The following is a 15,159-nucleotide window of genomic DNA, read 5'->3' as shown; positions in this document are numbered from 1 at the left end:
TAAAGCCGTTTGTCTCCACCCGCGTAGCGGGTGGTTTAAAGCTGGCCGCTGCGCGGCCAGCAGACTAAAGTCTTGAATCCGAGGGCGTCGTGGTCACCCGCGCCGCCAACGGCAACGAGGTCGTCGATCTGTACCTATCGCATCCCGCCGGCAGCTTCGATGCGATCCTGATGGACATTATGATGCCGGACATGGACGGCTATGAGGCAACCCGCGCGATTCGTCTGAGCGAGAAGGTCGATGCAGCCGATATCCCCATCATCGCGCTCACCGCCAATGCCTTTGCCGAGGACGCCAAGGCGGCACACGATGCCGGCATGAACGCCCATCTGTCCAAACCGCTCGACTTTAACAAGCTCAAAAACATACTCGCCCGCATCAAGAAAAACGGATCCGTTTCGCTATAGTTTTTGCAGCAACCATGCACGACCAGAAAGGAAGCCAACGATGTTTAGGCCCTTACGTCGAAAGAAACGCGCCATCACCGACGAGGAAGCGCGCGAACTGCTCGCCACCTGCAAGCGCGGCGTCTTTGCCGTCAACGGCGACGATGGCTACCCGTACGCCATTCCCGTCAACTACTTCTTTGACGCCGAGCACAACAAGATTTATTTCCATGGCGCCAAGGCTGGCCACAAGGTCGACGCACTCAAGCGCGATGACAAGGTCTGCTTTACCGTTTACGGAAACGAGTGGTACCAGGACGGCGACTGGGCTCCCTACGTTATGAGCACCGTCGTCTTTGGCCGTTGTCGCCTGGCGAATGACACCCCCGCGTTTATCGAGGACAAAGTCCGCCAGCTCGCCCTTAAGTACTACCCTTCTGCCGAGGAAGTCGAAGAGGAAATCGCCAAGGACATTAAGGGCGTCCAGCTCTACGAGATTACGATTGAGCATCTTTGCGGCAAGCAGATTCAAGAAAAGTAAGCCTCTCAGCAGGCCTCATCAATAACAATATGGCCCGGTTCCAACCCACCTTGGAACCGGGCCATATTGTTATAAAGCGTCGGCGGCGATGTGCGCCAGCGCCTCGACGAGCTCTTGCGAGCTCACAGGCTTGCTCAGGTGCGCGTCCATGCCTGCCTCACGCGAAAGTCTGCGGTCGTCGGCAAAGGCGTTGGCGCTCACAGCGATAATCGGCGTGGTCACGGCATCCTCGCGATCGAGTGCTCGAATCCGACGCGTGGCCTCAAGGCCATCGATACCAGGCATCATGATGTCCATCAACACCACGTCGTACTCGTGCGGCACGCTCGCGGCAAATGCCTCAACGGCAGACTCGCCATCCTTAGCATGCGTCACGACGGCACCGGCACGGCTGAGCGTAAACTGCGCGATCTCGGCATTCAGATCGTTATCCTCTACGAGCAAAACGCGCAGGCCCTGGAGCGCATCGCCGTCGCCCGCATCTACGCGAGCTGCCTGAGGAATCTCGGAGCGGTCGCACTTCTCGAACGGCAGGCGGATGATAAACGTCGTCCCCTGCCCCAAGACACTCGTAAAGCTCATGGTTCCGCCCATAAGCTCGACCAACTGTTTGGCAATAGGCGCGCCCAGGCCAGTTCCCGATGAAGCGCCCTCCACTTGCTGCTCCTCGCGGCAAAACGGCTCGTAGAGGTGTTGTTGGAACTCCTCGCTCATGCCAATGCCGTTGTCGGCGATCGTGTATTCATAGACGGGGACGCCATCCACCGACTCCACCTCGCGACACACCAGACGAACATAGCCGCCCCGGCGGTTGTACTTGACGGCATTACCGGCAATATTGACCAATAAGCGCTTGAGATGCGTCACGCTCACCCGTGCATAGGGATGATTAAGCGTCTGCTGGTCGCAGATAATTGTCACCAGACGCTCCTCGGCCTGGCGCTCCAGAATATCGCACACTTCGCGGGTGAGGGTCACCAAGTTTGTGGGAACAAGTTCCAGATTGACCTGGCCGCTCTCCAGGCGACTCATATCGAGCGCCTCGTTGGCAAGGTCGAGCAGCAGTCCCGATGCCGTCCAGATTTTTGAGCGGCACTCGGTCTGCTTTTGCAGATCGTCCGCATTGGCATCGCCGGCCTCGACCATGCCGCGAATGCCGTTGATGGGCGTGCGCAGATCGTGGCTCATGCGACGTAGAAACTCCGTCTTTGCCGAGTTGGCAGACGAGGCCTCACGCGCTGCCTTAGCCAGCCTGTCACCATAGTCGCGCTCCTGCTGCAGCAAGTCCGTCAAACGTCGACGATCAGCGCGGCGGCGCGCCATCACAACAACGGCTATAACACCGCCGTAGAGCACCAGCACGCCGGCAGCAACAGCCGCGACGACCTCAAAGTAGCGCCGCGCCGAGGCATAGGTGTACACGTAGAACCCGCGCGCTTTTCCAAATGTGCCCAAATACCACTCGCCGTTGGCGTTGACCAGTCGGACTTTGCCGGGCAGGCATCGATCCTTAATACCGTCGACAATAAAGACATCCGTTGCAGGCAGATCGAATACGCCCAATATGGTGGGTTCAACGACATTGGTCGCAACGACCTTGCCATCGCTTTCGATCACGATATTGCCACTGTCGATGGTCTCATAACCACCGAGCAGGCTCTGCAGTTTGAGCGTATTGCTTGCAACTGCCTTCGCGCTCTGATGCCTTACCGCGATAACGATACCCTCGCCATCCCGCCGGGTCACGCAACCAATGTCTGCAACCGAATCATCCGAAAGCGTAATGCGGGCGGTATAGGACTTAAGCGGATGAGTTGCCACCTCCAGCACGGGCGCTTCCTTGAGATACGTAGCGAGCGACCCGTAGCCCACATCGCCCGTCGAGGACTCGGACACCAAATTGCCCGATGCATCCGTCACAATCAGCGCGCTCACGTTGAACTGGTCGGCGTATTGCTCCAGCATGGCGTTATCCACCGAACCGTCGCGCTCCATATCGCGAGCAGCCTCTCCGGCAATCTCCATAACGCGAATCAGGTTTTTGGTCGCATAGGCGCTGTTGAACGCGTCGTAGGAAAGGCTCTGCGTCGCCACGTAATCGACAACGTCGGCAAAGCGCTGCTCGGCTTGGGCCGTCGTGTAACCGTAGCTCATCATGCCGGCAACAACCGAGAGCGCTATCCCCAGCAGAGCGACAAGGAGCCATGCCCCTGTCGAACGATTGTCCCGCTCCTGAGCGGCGTGGTCGGGCGCATCGATCATGACAGGCCCTCTATATTCAAAAAGGGCGAAGGGTCATCAAAGTACTTTGACACCAGGCGTTTCATGGTGCCGTCGGCTAGCATTTCCTGGTAGGCATGGGTGAGCTTAACGTCGATGCCGCGCGTATCGTTGATATCGAAAGCGGTACCCAAACCAACCTCAAGCAGCGGCTCATCCAAAATTCGATACGTCACACCATAGTCTTTTTCGTAGGTGAGCAGCGAAGACTCATGCGCGGCGATGGCGTCGACCAGACCCTCGACGAGCGCCGGGTTCAGGTATGAGCGGTCCGAAAAGCAGTAGAGCTCTTTGATCTGCGGAACGTTTTCATTTGTACGATTGAGCAAAATGTCCTCGGGCTTGGTGGTGGACTGGACCGCCACGACCTTATCCTCAAGATCGGCAAGCGTGTAGATATCGCTCTGGGAATCGACCGCGACCACCTGGCGGCTCGCGAGGTACGGGCCGGCCCAACGATACTCGTTTTCGCGACCCGTCATGCTAAAGCTACCCATGACGCAATCGAGTTCGCCGCTCGCCAGCAGCTCTTTCTTCTTTTCCCAATCGATCAGCTGGTACTTTGGCTTGTAACCAATGCGGGCCAAAGCCTCGGTCAATATCTCGACATCCAGGCCAACGATATCGCCGTACTCGTCGGTATACACAAACGGCGGATAGAGGTCGCTGCCGACGTTAAGTGTCTTAAGATTGTCGTCCTTGACCTGCGAGGCATCCAGACCTTCTAATGCAGACGTCGAGGCTTCGTCATTACGCCCTGAACAGCCAGCTATCGCTACGACAAAGGCGCTCGCCACTGCAAGCGCGACAAACAACGAAATGGCAACCGAGCGACGGGGTCTTTTCATCGAGCTCCAGACGATCCTGTTTACAGACTGAAATGGTTAAAGATAATAGCAAACAAAACCACACGAGTGCCCAATGGTTACAGACGCTTTACCATGTGGGGCCTTCTAGCCGACTTGGCAGAAGGCCCCACATGCAGCGCACGCTTACCGTGCATTAAAAACGTAGCGGTCCAGGCGGTCGCACGCTTCCCTCACGCGCGAAAGCGGCAGCGCCAGATTCACGCGAATGTGGCAGGGCCCGTGGAACGGACGGCCGTCCTGATACCCCACGCCCACGCGCGCCCCCTCGTCGAGCAGCCACTGAATATCGCGGCCATGCTCGCGGCACCACTCGGTGCAGTCCAGAAACACCATGTACGTGCCCTGCGGACGCGAATAGGACACGCCCTCAAAATGCTCGTCCACGTAATCGCAGAAGTACTCGATATTGCCGGCAAGCACCTGGTTGAGCTCGTCCACCCACTCGTAGCCTTGCGGCTGGTAGGCACCGATAAGCGCATGCATGGAGAGGACATTCATCTCGTTGTAGTGAGTCTTGTTGGACACGGCGCACACACGGTCGCGCAGTGTTTCGTTATAGATGATGTGGTAGCTGCCGACCAGACCCGCCAGGTTAAACGTCTTGCTGGGCGCGTAGAGGGCAACCGTGCGCATGCGAGCATCCTCACTCACCGACTGCGTCGGGATGTGCTTGTGTCCCGGCAGGATGATATCGGACCAAATCTCGTCCGAGATCACCACGCAATCGTGCTGGCGATAAATGTCCATGGCGCGCTCGATCTCGTCGCGCTCCCATACGCGGCCGCAGGGATTGTGCGGCGAGCAGAACACCGCGGCATGAATGTGGTTTTGGGCGAGTTTGCACTCCATGTCCTCAAAGTCCATGCGCCACACGCCTTGGTCGTCGAGTTTAAGCGGGCTGTGGACAATACGATAGCCCGCGGCTTCGATGGACTTGGTAAAGCCGATGTAGGTGGGGCTGTGGACCAGCACCGCATCGCCCGGCTGAACATACGCACGCAGCGTCGACACAACACCGCCCAGCACGCCGTTTTCGTAGCCGATATGCTCGGGCGCCAGGCCCTCAACGCCGTTGCGACGGCTCTGCCATTCGATGATGCGGTCAAAGTACTCGGGACGCGGATTGAAGTAGCCGAACATAGGGTGCTGGGCGCGCTGGATGATGTACTCCTGGACCGTGGGCACCGTGGCGAAATTCATGTCGGCCACCCACATGGGAATGCGGTCGAAGCCCTCGTCGGGTGCGTTCGGAGCCATACCGGGGATCTCGCCCCAGGAGTCAACGGCGATGGAGTCCATGCCGTGGCGGTCGACAAGCGAGCTAAAGTCGTATTTCATGCTGAGCTCCCGTGCAAAGTAGGCTGTTCCGATAGGCGTTATTGTCCACCAGCGTGGGCGGTTTTGGCGCGGGGTTTGGCGATTAATTTGACGGGTGCAGACGAATGGCAGGTTAGCCCCGCGCGTCGTTGACGGCGACTACGGTTAGCTGGGTTTCATCAACCGTAAAAGATATGTCGAGCCCGGCGAAGGCCAGATGATAGACGCGGTTTGGCTCGTGCTTGCTGCCCGCGCGGCGCGGATCTTGGCAAAGGACCTCGACCAAGCCGGGGAGCTTTGCGGGCGGGACCATATCCTGCAGCGCTTGTGGAAACTCAACATCGAGCTCTTGCCACGGAGCACCCTCAATCCAGCCGCCGGTCGCATCCGGGTGGCAGTCCGCAAACGGGATGTAGGGCTTGATATCGTAGATGGGCGTGCCGTCGCGCAGATCGGCCCCCAGCACATGGATGATGGGGCCGTCGTCGGTAAGCTCCACGCGGTCGAGCTTAACGCAGGTAAGCCCAATGGGATTAGGGCGAAACGGACTGCGCGTGGCAAAGACACCCACGCGCTCGGCTCCGCCCAGACGCGGCGGGCGCACGGTCTTCGACCACTTGACGTTGGTGCCAGACCTGTCCTGCGACTTGGCATCGGCAGCTATGTCGTTTGCCGTGCCGCCGGGCGTTCCGTTTTCGAAGCGCCACAACAGCCATAGGTGAGAGAAGGAGTCCAGGCCCTCAACCGCTGCATTGGAGGCAAATTCCGGCTCAAAGACGATGTGTCCCTGCAGATGAGGCGCCAAAAAGCTGTTGCGCGGAATGCCGAACTTCTGCGGCAGGTCGGTATGTATGTGTGCGATAGGTTCCATGCCGGTCATTGTACGGCATGGAGGTGTGGGGCGTTGCGTGCAATTCTTCGCCGCGGTCCCCCGTCGTGCAACCAACGGTTGCTTGGAAGGGCGCCTGCTGCCGCGTATGCTTAAGCCATCAACCAGCAGAAAGGAGCCGTTATGGCCTTTGCAGAAAAGCTCATTGCTGTCCGTCGCGCCCATCACCTTACCCAAGAGCAGCTTGCCGCTAAGCTCTTCGTCACACGCCAGGCCATCAGCCGGTGGGAGCGCGGCGAGGTCACACCGGGCATCGACATGATGAAGCTCATCGCCGCCGTAACCGGAGAACCGCTGTCCCACCTGCTCGAAATGCCTGAGCACTATTGCCAGAGCTGCGGCATGATACTCACGCCCGACGACTGCGGCACCGATGCCACGGGCACCGCGACCGATCATTACTGCAAGTGGTGCTACGACCACGGCAAGTACACCTATGACACCACCATGGAGGCAATGATTGAGGATTGTGCCCCGCGCCTGGCACAAAACACCGGCATGTCGCTCGACGAAGCCGTCTCGCTCATGGGCGCCGTCCTGCCGCAACTGGAGCGCTGGCGCACCGTGCAGGAAAACGAGGCGCGCTACGGTGCCGAGGCGCGGGCGCGCTACGGCGATGAGGCTATCGATGCAGCAAACGAAGCGTTGCTGGACATGGACCCCGAGACATGGAACGACATGAAGGAACTTGAACGCGCTATTCTGGGCCAGCTCTCAATTGCCATGGGCATTGGCGACCCAGAGAGCAACGAGGCTCGTAAGCTTGTCGCGATGCATCGTCGCTGGATTGCTCTCAACTGGGGATGCGAGCCCCAAGACGAGGCGTACCTGGGCCTCGCCCACGGTTATCTTGCCGACCAGCGCTTTGTTGACTACTACGACAAGCCCTGCGCCACCGGAGCCACGGCGTTTCTGGTCCAGGCCATCGAGTCTTCGTTGACGCGCGCATAGACCGCGGCGGCTTTGGGTATTTCAATCAAAACCTCAACCGATTGGAGACCTATGGCTACTAATCACGAGCTCGCGCTGTACGTTATGACCGGCTGCCCGTATTGCTTAAAGGTCAAGCACTTTTTGGCCGATAACGGCGTGACCATTCCCGAGCGCAATATCTCGACCGATTCCGATGCCGAACAGACACTCATCGCCGTCGGCGGAAAACGCCAGGTTCCCTGCCTGTTCATCGACGGCAAACCACTCTACGAATCGAGCGACATCATCGCGTGGGTGCAGGAAAACCTGCTCTAGTACGCACGCTCTGTCCGTCCAGGGCCCCAACCCATACGACCCAAACATGTACACCAGCATCCAAAGTCGACATTTTTCGACATCTTTGGATGCTGGCGTACAGCTTTTTGGTAGTCATGGACGCTCTTGGCCGGCTAATTGTTTGAGGAGACCTTTGGATTATGGCTGTTTGACGCCTCTGGAAAGGTTTCCGAGAGGGCTGTGGTCAAAAAAGGGCAAATATGAGTACTGCTACCTGTTTAGTAGCAGCGATTTTGATCACTTCAGGAACTATTCAACGTTCCACTCGTCCGCAGACGACGTTATTTCTCCTCATATGTTCAATAAAAGTAGCTCTTAATGGGAACAAATCTCATCAGGAGCTACAATTTATAGCAAATAAATGCAACCATAATGGCAACAGTACTCATATTTGCCCTTTTTTGACCACGACCCTCCAGAATAGTCGCTGAGAGCGACACTAAATGACAAAATCCGACACTTGGACGTTCTTATATGAGTAGCCATTGAAGGACACCTAACGACTACTCCCATTCGCGACACACTGTGTCGCGAATTAAGCTGGCCCCATTACCGAAGACCAGTGAGAGCTCCTGCCCAGAATCTCAATAGCTTAATAAAGGGCTCCCCTCCGGAAGTTCAATGAGCATCCAAATTCCAAGCTGAAAAGCAAAGGAGTATCGAAGCCGTCAATGCTCATTTCCTATCGAACAGGCAGGTCAAAACAAGCTAATTAGCCCGATGAACTGCTTGTATTTTTGTCTACAAAATTGTATACAAAAAGAGAATCCGAGAACCGGCGCTCGACATTATGTCGATCGATAGGAGGCGCCATGGATGCTAAGCAGCTCGAAAAGATGATGGGGTTTGCTCCCGGAGAGTTGAAGAAAGCCGCGGAAGCCTACGAAAAAGATGAGTGGCCGAAAGGTCACACCATCAAGTTGGGAAGGCCACCAATCTCCGATGAGCCGAGCGTCGTTATATCAGCACGTGTGGGCGAATCGATTCTTGAGGCGTTTGACGAAAAAGCCAAACGCCATGGGCAAACACGCACGGAGCGGCTCAGAGAGCTCATTACACTTGATGCACTGATTGCCTAGGCCCGCTCCCCCGTCGGACCCAAACATGTACACCAGCATCCAAAGTCGACATTTTTCGACATCTTTGGATGCTGGTGTACATGTTTTTGCTACATAGTCGTTGGGGACGTCCTTAAATGACCAGTCGTTAAAGAACGCCCCCGATGACTAGTTAGCCGTGGAAGCGAGCTGTGGGTGCAAGCGGCTGTTCACGAAAGACGCGCTCGACGGCAGCGCGGTATTCGTCGACCTTTTTGGTCTTGCGTACAATCTTGTGGACGGTAGCGGGATCAGCGAAAGCGCACTTGGCGTAGAACCACCACTCCTTCATGCGGAAGACCGCATTGCCGCCAATCTCTTCTGCATATGCCGCAAACAGCGTGTCGTGGAAGCGCTGCAGCTCAGCAGCCGTTGCAGCAGGGCCGCCCTTGACCATGCGAGCCAGAGCGGGGTTCGCGAGCAGGCCACGCCCCAACATCACATGGCGCGTGCCGGGATAGGCCTCCACCAGCGCGTCCATATCCTCAAGATCAAAAATGTCGCCGTTGTATGCCACCGGAAACGGCGCACGCTCCAGCGTTTCGCCATAGAACTCCTTGCGCGGCGTGCCCGTATAGCGGTCCTTTTGTACGCGCGGATGCACGATCAGCTCTGCCAGCGGCATGCGGCAGTACAGATCGAGCACACGCTCATACTCGTCATCGCGTTCCAACCCCAGCCTGGTTTTTACCGACACCGGCAACGGCGACCGCTCGCACACGTCGCTCAAGAACACCTCGAGCTCGTCGAGGTTGCGCAGAAAGCCCGATCCTTTGCCCTTGGCAACAACCGTTCCCGAAGGACAACCCAAGTTGAGATTGACCTCGCGATAACCCATGTCGGCGAGCACCTGTGCCGCCCACACAAACTCGTCCGCGTTCTTGGACATCAGCTGAGGCACTACGTTGAGCCCCTGGTTATTGGCAGGATCAATCTCCTTAAACGCCTTGCCGCCAAAGCGGTTTCCCACCCGCGGCGGCGGCAAAAACGGCGTGTAATAGCAATCGAGCGCGCCGAAGCACTCCACATGCACGCGACGGAACACATGCCCGGTAATCCCCTCCATGGGGGCAAGCGAAAGAATCATCAACATCTGCTCTCAGATCAATGCGGCAAAGGGACCGCCCCTTTGTCACATGCATTATGCCTTGTGCTCCAGATGATTCACAAGGCAGAGGTAGCAGCTTGACGATAATCACCCTTCCATCCGTCGCCTCACGCAACGAAGGCGAATGGTTTTCCGCGAAGTGAACGAGTGAAATCGGATCCCCGAAGCATCGACACTTTTGGAGAGGCATTTCCTGCGGTTTTGTCGCTCAAATCCTACGGTTTTTGCATCCAAAAGTGCGAATGCTTCAGGGGTCCAGAATAGGTCGTTCACTTCTCTGAAAACCATTCACCTTCGATTTGCTGGCGCTCACAAACAGTGAGAGACTGTCCCACGGCAACCCCCTTGCGCGTCATTCGCCCCACGACAGCGACTCCGTGCTCCAAAAACGACGTTCATGATCGCGACGACCACCAACACCACGCTGTTGACACTATGTTTGAATAATAGACGCCCCACTCATTTATACTAAAGAGCGCGTGCGCATCGCCCCCGAAAACGATGAGGATCGAGGCCCCCATGCAGCAGCTCACCGAACAAGAAAAGAAACGCATCCAGCGGTACTGCACATACCCCAAGATCGCAGCGACCACACTCGTCATGTCGTTCGTAGCATGTCTGCTCATGCTGCCGCTCCAAATGATCAACGATATCGCGTTCCACCAAAAGGAATTCCAACCCGCGGGCATATATACCGCCATCGCACTCACCGTAATCGAACTCGTCGTCTTTTGCTATTGCGCTCTTGCGCCGCGCTTTGGAATGCGGGGCAAACAGTGGAAGGAGCTGCAGAGCAGGCTTGCGGTAGCCCAAACCAACAAAGACCGCTCCGCGGAGGTCGCCGGCGTGCTCGCCACGCAAGCTGCCGGCCGCCTGCTCAAGAACAGTGATAACGATCTCGCGCGCAATCTGGGCGGCGCCGCGGAGGTCGCCAGCGCCGTAGGGGCAGTTGCCACCGCGGCGGACGTGCTAGCCGAAACCTCGAGCAATGCCGAGGCCATGGCAAACGCATACGACGTGACGATTCCAAGCGTCAAGAAGCAGATCATAGCTCTCGCAGTGGCGCCCGCCATTGTGCTGCTTGGCGTCTACATCCCGCAGTTTGTCCAGGGGAATAACGAGCTACAGGTAAGAAAGGCTGCAGCCGCTGAGCAGCTCGCCATCGCGCAAGATGCCTTGGAGCCCGTGTGCGAACGCGTTGCGGCAGACGACCCATATGAGTCGTATCACGACTACGGCTATCGCATTATCGGCTATCTGCGCGATAATGACCTCGGCGCTCAAGCAGCCTATGTCTACCTTTCTTTCGATGCAGACGGCATGCTCACGGACGTCGATTACACCAGCCAGATCGACCCCGAGGCAAGCCTTGCAGACAACCTCGCCCGCGCCGAGCAGGACATCGCGACGCTCTGTGCCCCGCTCAACGGGTTGGACATTTCCGTTGCCGCACCGGGCCTCCTCACGCCATGCAGCCTGTCGGATGAATTTAAACAGGCATTTTTAGCCGGATCCCTATATGAAGAAATCAGCATCAAGACGGAGGACGAATCTATCAAGTCGTACTACACCTTTGACACCGAGCCCGAGGAAGAGTTCGACGAGTACACCCATCCGGAAATTAGGCTCATGCTCTCCGCAAAGAAGAACTAAAGGCTTGCACTCTAATTGCCGCTCGCAAACATCGTCTATATCTCGAGGTCTAATACTTTTCCCGAGAAGTGAACGACCGTTTTTGGACCCCCGAAGCATCGACATTTTCAGACGTCAAAACCGCAGGATTTGGCTGACAAAACCGCAGGAAATTGCATCTCAAAAGTGTCGATGCTTCGGGGGTCCGTTTTTACTCGTTCACTTCTTGGAAAAGTATTAGACCTCGATTTACAAGCCACTCAATGTGGCAAAAGGGCTGTCCCTTTGTCACATTATTCGGAGCGTAGGGCTTCTACAGGGTCTTTTTTGGATGCGCTTCGGGCCGGCAGCAAACCGGCAACGACCGTCAACAGCACCGAAATCGCGATGAGCACCAGCCCATCCTGCACGGGCAGGCTCATCAGATTGGGTACTTGTTTGGCAGCAAGCGCCCAGGCATTAACCGGAAAGCTTACGGCCACCACGACGACAATGGCAAAGACGCCGGCGATGAGGCCCTCGATAAAGGTCTCGGCATTGAATACGTTGGCCACGTTGCGCTTCGACGCGCCGATCGCACGCAGGATGCCAATCTCCTTTTTGCGCTCCAGAACGCTGATGTAGGTGATGATGCCGATCATGATGGAGCTCACCACCAGGCTGATACTCACGAATGCGATGAGCACCAAGCTGATGGTGTTCACGATGTCGGTCACCGAACCCATGATGATGCCCATGTAGTCGGTGTATGAGATTGCCTGTTCATCGTGGCCAGAGGCTTTAACCTGCTTGTTGTACGCGTCGATGTGATCGAGCACGCGCTCCTTGGCCTCAAAGTCGCGCGGGAAAATCTTGACCGAGATGGGGTCTGCCTCGTCCGCATAGCCCAACGTGGTCAGATTGTTGTCGTAGGTGAGCTTCGACGCCTTCGCATAGCTCATCATGAGCGAACTCAGGTCCTCGGCGTCCATGTTGAAGTGGATGGCATGAGCAAAGGCACTCGCATCCACGCGCATGGCGCTCGCCAGGTTAGCAAAACTCGAAGACATCTGCGTCGCCATCTGGTCCATAAGCCCTGCCGCGCCCGCCTTGAGCTGATCTGACACCGTCGCCACAATCTGGTCGCTGATCGACTTTATCACCTGATCCAGAGCCTGCTGCAGATATGGAGCCAGCTGCTTTTGCACATAGTCGGTCATTGCCTGTTACAGGCGCTCGGCCAGGGCATCGCCGCCGAGCGCCTTGAGCTGAGCCAGGATTTGCTGGGCTGCCGTATCACTCTCAAGATACGTCGAGAATGCGGCAGAGAGCTTTGACGCGTCCTTAAGATCTTCGGGCGACAGTGCCTTAAACTGATCAGACTGCAAAAAGCCCTCAAACAGCTGGTTGGCTAGTGTTCCCACCTGCTGCATTTGCTCGGGCGTGAGTTCCAGACCGTCAAAGATACCCGAGAAATCTGGGGTTGGCGCTTTTGCCATGATGTCGCTGAAGTCGATGTCCTTGCCAACGCCCGAAAGGTCAATGTCCAGCCCCGACAGATCGATGCCAGAAAGGTCCATACCGCCGGCCGCACCCGAAAGTGCAGACGTATCGAACGAGAACGCGCTCTTGAGCGCCGCCTCGTCCACACTGAACATGCTGCCCAGATCCACGCCTTGCTTGGCCTCGCCTTGCAGTTCGTCGAAGGTTTTGCCCGTAAAGACATCCGTCTCGGGGTGGTCGAGTTGCTCCTGCACAATCTGCAAATCGGCGGCGCGCTCCATAAGCTGGCGAGTCAGCGCATGCGTATAGGCAATGCCCGGAGACAACGCACTCGCGTTGGCTGTCTCGTTAGGTCGCACCACGCCCACAATGTGCACGTCAATACCGTCGGCAACCTTGGCAGCCATAAAGTCGGCGTCGTCAGACATGTCGGTCCACATGCCGGTCTCTTCGTTTTTGCGATAGGCATCGGCCGGCGACAGTACCTTAAACGTCGTGGACAACGCATCATCATAGGTAAAGTCGGCGCCGGTCTCGGGCGTCTCGATCTTACCGTCGGCCGTCATGGCACTGTTTACCAGATCGTTGAGCTCATCGATATCCAGCGCACCGATGCTGTAGAGCGTATAGTCGCCCACCGTACCGCGGCTCGAAAGCACCATCACGGCTTCGTTTGCGGTCGTGGGCCAATGACCGGCGACGACATCGTACTGGCTGTCGAGCAGGCTCTGGTCTTCAATCATCTCGTTAAAGACCGAGGTTCCCATGGATTCCATGCTCACCGTTGCCGCCGAGCTCGCGCCTCCGCTCATGGCCTCGGTCATGGCGTTGGGCACCAGCCGGACGGGCTTCTCGTCGCCCTTACCCGCACGATAGACAACCGGCGTCACGCCATAGCCGTACTGGATGGCGTTGACTTCTTTATCGATGCCATCGCCACCGGCATCGAGCCATGCCTTAAAGCTCGTCATGTCATTGGACTTAACGCTCGCAAACATATTCTTTACGGCCGTGACCACGGGAATCTTATCGGTTCCCTTAGCCTTGCCGCCGGCACTGTCGTCGGACAAATCCACGTTTTCAGGCGAGTCATCATCCGTGGCCCCCTGTCCACCCACCATGGACGACAGGTCGTAATCCTGCTTGGAAATGGTGAGCGGGTAGCTCGAGAGCGTATCCTCCTCGACCTTTTTGATGTAGCCGTTTACGCCGTTGGACAGCGCCAGAATCGCCGCGATACCGATAATGCCAATCGAGCCCGCAAAGGCCGTCATGGCCGTGCGGCCCTTTTTGGTCATGAGGTTTCGGGCAGAAAGCCCCAGCGCCGTCACAAAGCTCATCGAGGTTTTGCGCGTAGGCTTGGCCTCGCGACGCGCGGCCTTTGCTACATCAAAGGGGTCGGAATCGTCGGTAATCTTGCCGTCCGCCAGGTTGACGATGCGCGTGGCGTACTGGTACGCCAACTCAGGATTATGCGTGACCATAATAACCAGACGGTCGCGCGCCACGTCCTTGAGCAAGTCCATGACCTGCACGGACGTTGCGGAATCCAAGGCGCCGGTCGGCTCGTCTGCCAGCACGATCTCGGGATCATTGATCAGGGCGCGGGCGATGGCCACGCGTTGCATCTGTCCGCCCGATAGCTGGCTCGGGCGCTTGTTAACGTGCTCGCCCAGGCCGACTTTCTCCAACGCCTCACGTGCACGCTGGCGGCGCTCGGCATGGCCCACACCCGTGAGCGTAAGCGCCAGCTCAACGTTTTCCAAGATGGTCTGATGCGGAATGAGGTTATAGCTCTGGAACACAAAGCCGATGCGGTTGTTGCGATAAGCATCCCAATCGCGATCGCGAAAGTCCTTGGTCGAAATGCCGTCGATTAACAGGTCGCCGGAATCGAAATGATCGAGCCCACCGATAACGTTGAGCATCGTAGTTTTGCCCGAGCCCGAGGGGCCCAGAATGGCCACGAACTCGTTATCGCGAAAAGACAGGCTTACGCTGTCGAGCGCCACCTGCGTAAACGACTGGGTAACGTACCTTTTGCAAATACCTTTGAGCTCCAACATGGACGGCAACCTCTCCTGCACAGGCACTCTGCCCGCTCTCACCCGCCGTTCGTATTCGACGCGTTTGTCCTACTCTATCCCCATTTTTTGCCGGCACCAGTGAAGAATGTAGGGAACCGCACCAAAAAACGAACGGGACGGCGCCTAAAAAAGAGGTCCCGAGCGGGACCTCTTTATGGTGGAGATTATCTTGAAAGGGAGCGGGCTACTTCGTACAGCGGCG

General features: G+C 57.2%; 12 protein-coding genes and 1 pseudogene. 6 read left to right on the top strand and 7 right to left on the bottom strand.

Annotation, left to right across the window (positions count from 1 at the left end):
* Nucleotides 1–83: 83 nt before the first annotated feature.
* Nucleotides 84–407 (top strand): annotated as a pseudogene (locus AB5Z20_RS04640) (response regulator); the annotation flags it as partial.
* Between the two features lie 40 nt (nucleotides 408–447).
* The gene (locus AB5Z20_RS04635; RefSeq protein ID WP_195569167.1) at nucleotides 448–927 is read left to right on the top strand and encodes a pyridoxamine 5'-phosphate oxidase family protein; all 480 of its coding nucleotides are present in this window, start codon (nucleotides 448–450) and stop codon (nucleotides 925–927) included.
* Nucleotides 928–996: 69 nt separating this feature from the next.
* Here AB5Z20_RS04635 and AB5Z20_RS04630 read toward each other — a convergent pair whose 3' ends face one another.
* From AB5Z20_RS04630 to tsaA, 4 genes are all read right to left on the bottom strand, one after another.
* Nucleotides 997–3,189, bottom strand: coding sequence for a hybrid sensor histidine kinase/response regulator (locus AB5Z20_RS04630; RefSeq protein WP_368156441.1), 2,193 nt, complete (start codon nucleotides 3,187–3,189; stop codon nucleotides 997–999).
* Nucleotides 3,186–4,055 (bottom strand): substrate-binding periplasmic protein, encoded by an 870-nt coding sequence (locus AB5Z20_RS04625; protein ID WP_368156439.1) that lies wholly within the window; start codon nucleotides 4,053–4,055, stop codon nucleotides 3,186–3,188. Before AB5Z20_RS04625 ends, AB5Z20_RS04630 begins: the two co-directional genes overlap by 4 nt.
* A gap of 144 nt (nucleotides 4,056–4,199) precedes the next feature.
* Nucleotides 4,200–5,414, bottom strand: coding sequence for a MalY/PatB family protein (locus AB5Z20_RS04620; protein WP_368156437.1), 1,215 nt, complete (start codon nucleotides 5,412–5,414; stop codon nucleotides 4,200–4,202).
* A gap of 112 nt (nucleotides 5,415–5,526) precedes the next feature.
* Nucleotides 5,527–6,264, bottom strand: coding sequence for a tRNA (N6-threonylcarbamoyladenosine(37)-N6)-methyltransferase TrmO (gene tsaA, locus AB5Z20_RS04615; protein WP_368156436.1), 738 nt, complete (start codon nucleotides 6,262–6,264; stop codon nucleotides 5,527–5,529).
* 141 nt (nucleotides 6,265–6,405) lie between these two features.
* Between tsaA and AB5Z20_RS04610 the strand changes: the two genes are divergently transcribed.
* The 3 genes from AB5Z20_RS04610 to AB5Z20_RS04600 all read left to right on the top strand — a co-directional run bounded on the left by AB5Z20_RS04610 (nucleotide 6,406) and on the right by AB5Z20_RS04600 (nucleotide 8,630).
* The gene (locus AB5Z20_RS04610; protein ID WP_195363812.1) at nucleotides 6,406–7,233 is read left to right on the top strand and encodes a TipAS antibiotic-recognition domain-containing protein; all 828 of its coding nucleotides are present in this window, start codon (nucleotides 6,406–6,408) and stop codon (nucleotides 7,231–7,233) included.
* Nucleotides 7,234–7,284: 51 nt separating this feature from the next.
* Nucleotides 7,285–7,530: a glutaredoxin family protein gene (locus AB5Z20_RS04605; protein ID WP_117763676.1), complete on the top strand. Its 246-nt coding sequence runs from the start codon at nucleotides 7,285–7,287 to the stop codon at nucleotides 7,528–7,530.
* 833 nt (nucleotides 7,531–8,363) lie between these two features.
* Nucleotides 8,364–8,630: a ribbon-helix-helix protein, CopG family gene (locus AB5Z20_RS04600; protein WP_055309982.1), complete on the top strand. Its 267-nt coding sequence runs from the start codon at nucleotides 8,364–8,366 to the stop codon at nucleotides 8,628–8,630.
* Between the two features lie 151 nt (nucleotides 8,631–8,781).
* On the opposite strand, the gene AB5Z20_RS04595 is transcribed toward AB5Z20_RS04600, so the two are convergent.
* Nucleotides 8,782–9,735, bottom strand: a complete 954-nt coding sequence (locus tag AB5Z20_RS04595; RefSeq protein ID WP_368156435.1) for a tRNA dihydrouridine synthase — start codon at nucleotides 9,733–9,735, stop codon at nucleotides 8,782–8,784.
* Between the two features lie 540 nt (nucleotides 9,736–10,275).
* Here AB5Z20_RS04595 and AB5Z20_RS04590 point away from each other — a divergent pair.
* On the top strand, nucleotides 10,276–11,409 hold the full coding sequence (locus tag AB5Z20_RS04590; protein WP_368156433.1) for a hypothetical protein: 1,134 nt from the start codon (nucleotides 10,276–10,278) through the stop codon (nucleotides 11,407–11,409).
* A 272-nt stretch (nucleotides 11,410–11,681) separates the two neighbouring features.
* Here the strand turns inward: AB5Z20_RS04590 and AB5Z20_RS04585 are convergent, their stop codons facing one another.
* Both AB5Z20_RS04585 and AB5Z20_RS04580 read right to left on the bottom strand, forming a co-directional pair.
* A complete protein-coding gene (locus AB5Z20_RS04585) occupies nucleotides 11,682–12,575 on the bottom strand; it encodes an ABC transporter permease (RefSeq protein ID WP_368156432.1) in 894 nt (297 codons plus the stop codon).
* A gap of 18 nt (nucleotides 12,576–12,593) precedes the next feature.
* Nucleotides 12,594–14,936 carry an ABC transporter ATP-binding protein gene (locus AB5Z20_RS04580; protein WP_368156430.1) on the bottom strand — a complete coding sequence of 781 codons (2,343 nt, stop codon included), beginning with the start codon at nucleotides 14,934–14,936 and terminating at the stop codon, nucleotides 12,594–12,596.
* Nucleotides 14,937–15,159 lie beyond the last annotated feature (223 nt).

Source organism: Collinsella aerofaciens (assembly GCF_040910245.1).
Lineage (GTDB): Bacteria > Actinomycetota > Coriobacteriia > Coriobacteriales > Coriobacteriaceae > Collinsella.
The sequence above is the reverse complement of the archived record's forward strand: the minus strand, read 5'-3'. Positions and strand labels throughout refer to the sequence as shown.

Excerpts from the sequence above, each read along its gene's own strand:
- AB5Z20_RS04635 (WP_195569167.1), top strand. The coding sequence starts at position 448 with ATGTTTAGGCCCTTACGTCGAAAGAAACGCGCCATCACCGACGAGGAA.
- AB5Z20_RS04630 (WP_368156441.1), bottom strand. The coding sequence starts at position 3,189 with ATGATCGATGCGCCCGACCACGCCGCTCAGGAGCGGGACAATCGTTCG.
- AB5Z20_RS04625 (WP_368156439.1), bottom strand. The coding sequence starts at position 4,055 with ATGAAAAGACCCCGTCGCTCGGTTGCCATTTCGTTGTTTGTCGCGCTT.
- AB5Z20_RS04620 (WP_368156437.1), bottom strand. The coding sequence starts at position 5,414 with ATGAAATACGACTTTAGCTCGCTTGTCGACCGCCACGGCATGGACTCC.
- tsaA (WP_368156436.1), bottom strand. The coding sequence starts at position 6,264 with ATGGAACCTATCGCACACATACATACCGACCTGCCGCAGAAGTTCGGC.
- AB5Z20_RS04610 (WP_195363812.1), top strand. The coding sequence starts at position 6,406 with ATGGCCTTTGCAGAAAAGCTCATTGCTGTCCGTCGCGCCCATCACCTT.
- AB5Z20_RS04605 (WP_117763676.1), top strand. The coding sequence starts at position 7,285 with ATGGCTACTAATCACGAGCTCGCGCTGTACGTTATGACCGGCTGCCCG.
- AB5Z20_RS04600 (WP_055309982.1), top strand. The coding sequence starts at position 8,364 with ATGGATGCTAAGCAGCTCGAAAAGATGATGGGGTTTGCTCCCGGAGAG.
- AB5Z20_RS04595 (WP_368156435.1), bottom strand. The coding sequence starts at position 9,735 with ATGATTCTTTCGCTTGCCCCCATGGAGGGGATTACCGGGCATGTGTTC.
- AB5Z20_RS04590 (WP_368156433.1), top strand. The coding sequence starts at position 10,276 with ATGCAGCAGCTCACCGAACAAGAAAAGAAACGCATCCAGCGGTACTGC.
- AB5Z20_RS04580 (WP_368156430.1), bottom strand. The coding sequence starts at position 14,936 with ATGTTGGAGCTCAAAGGTATTTGCAAAAGGTACGTTACCCAGTCGTTT.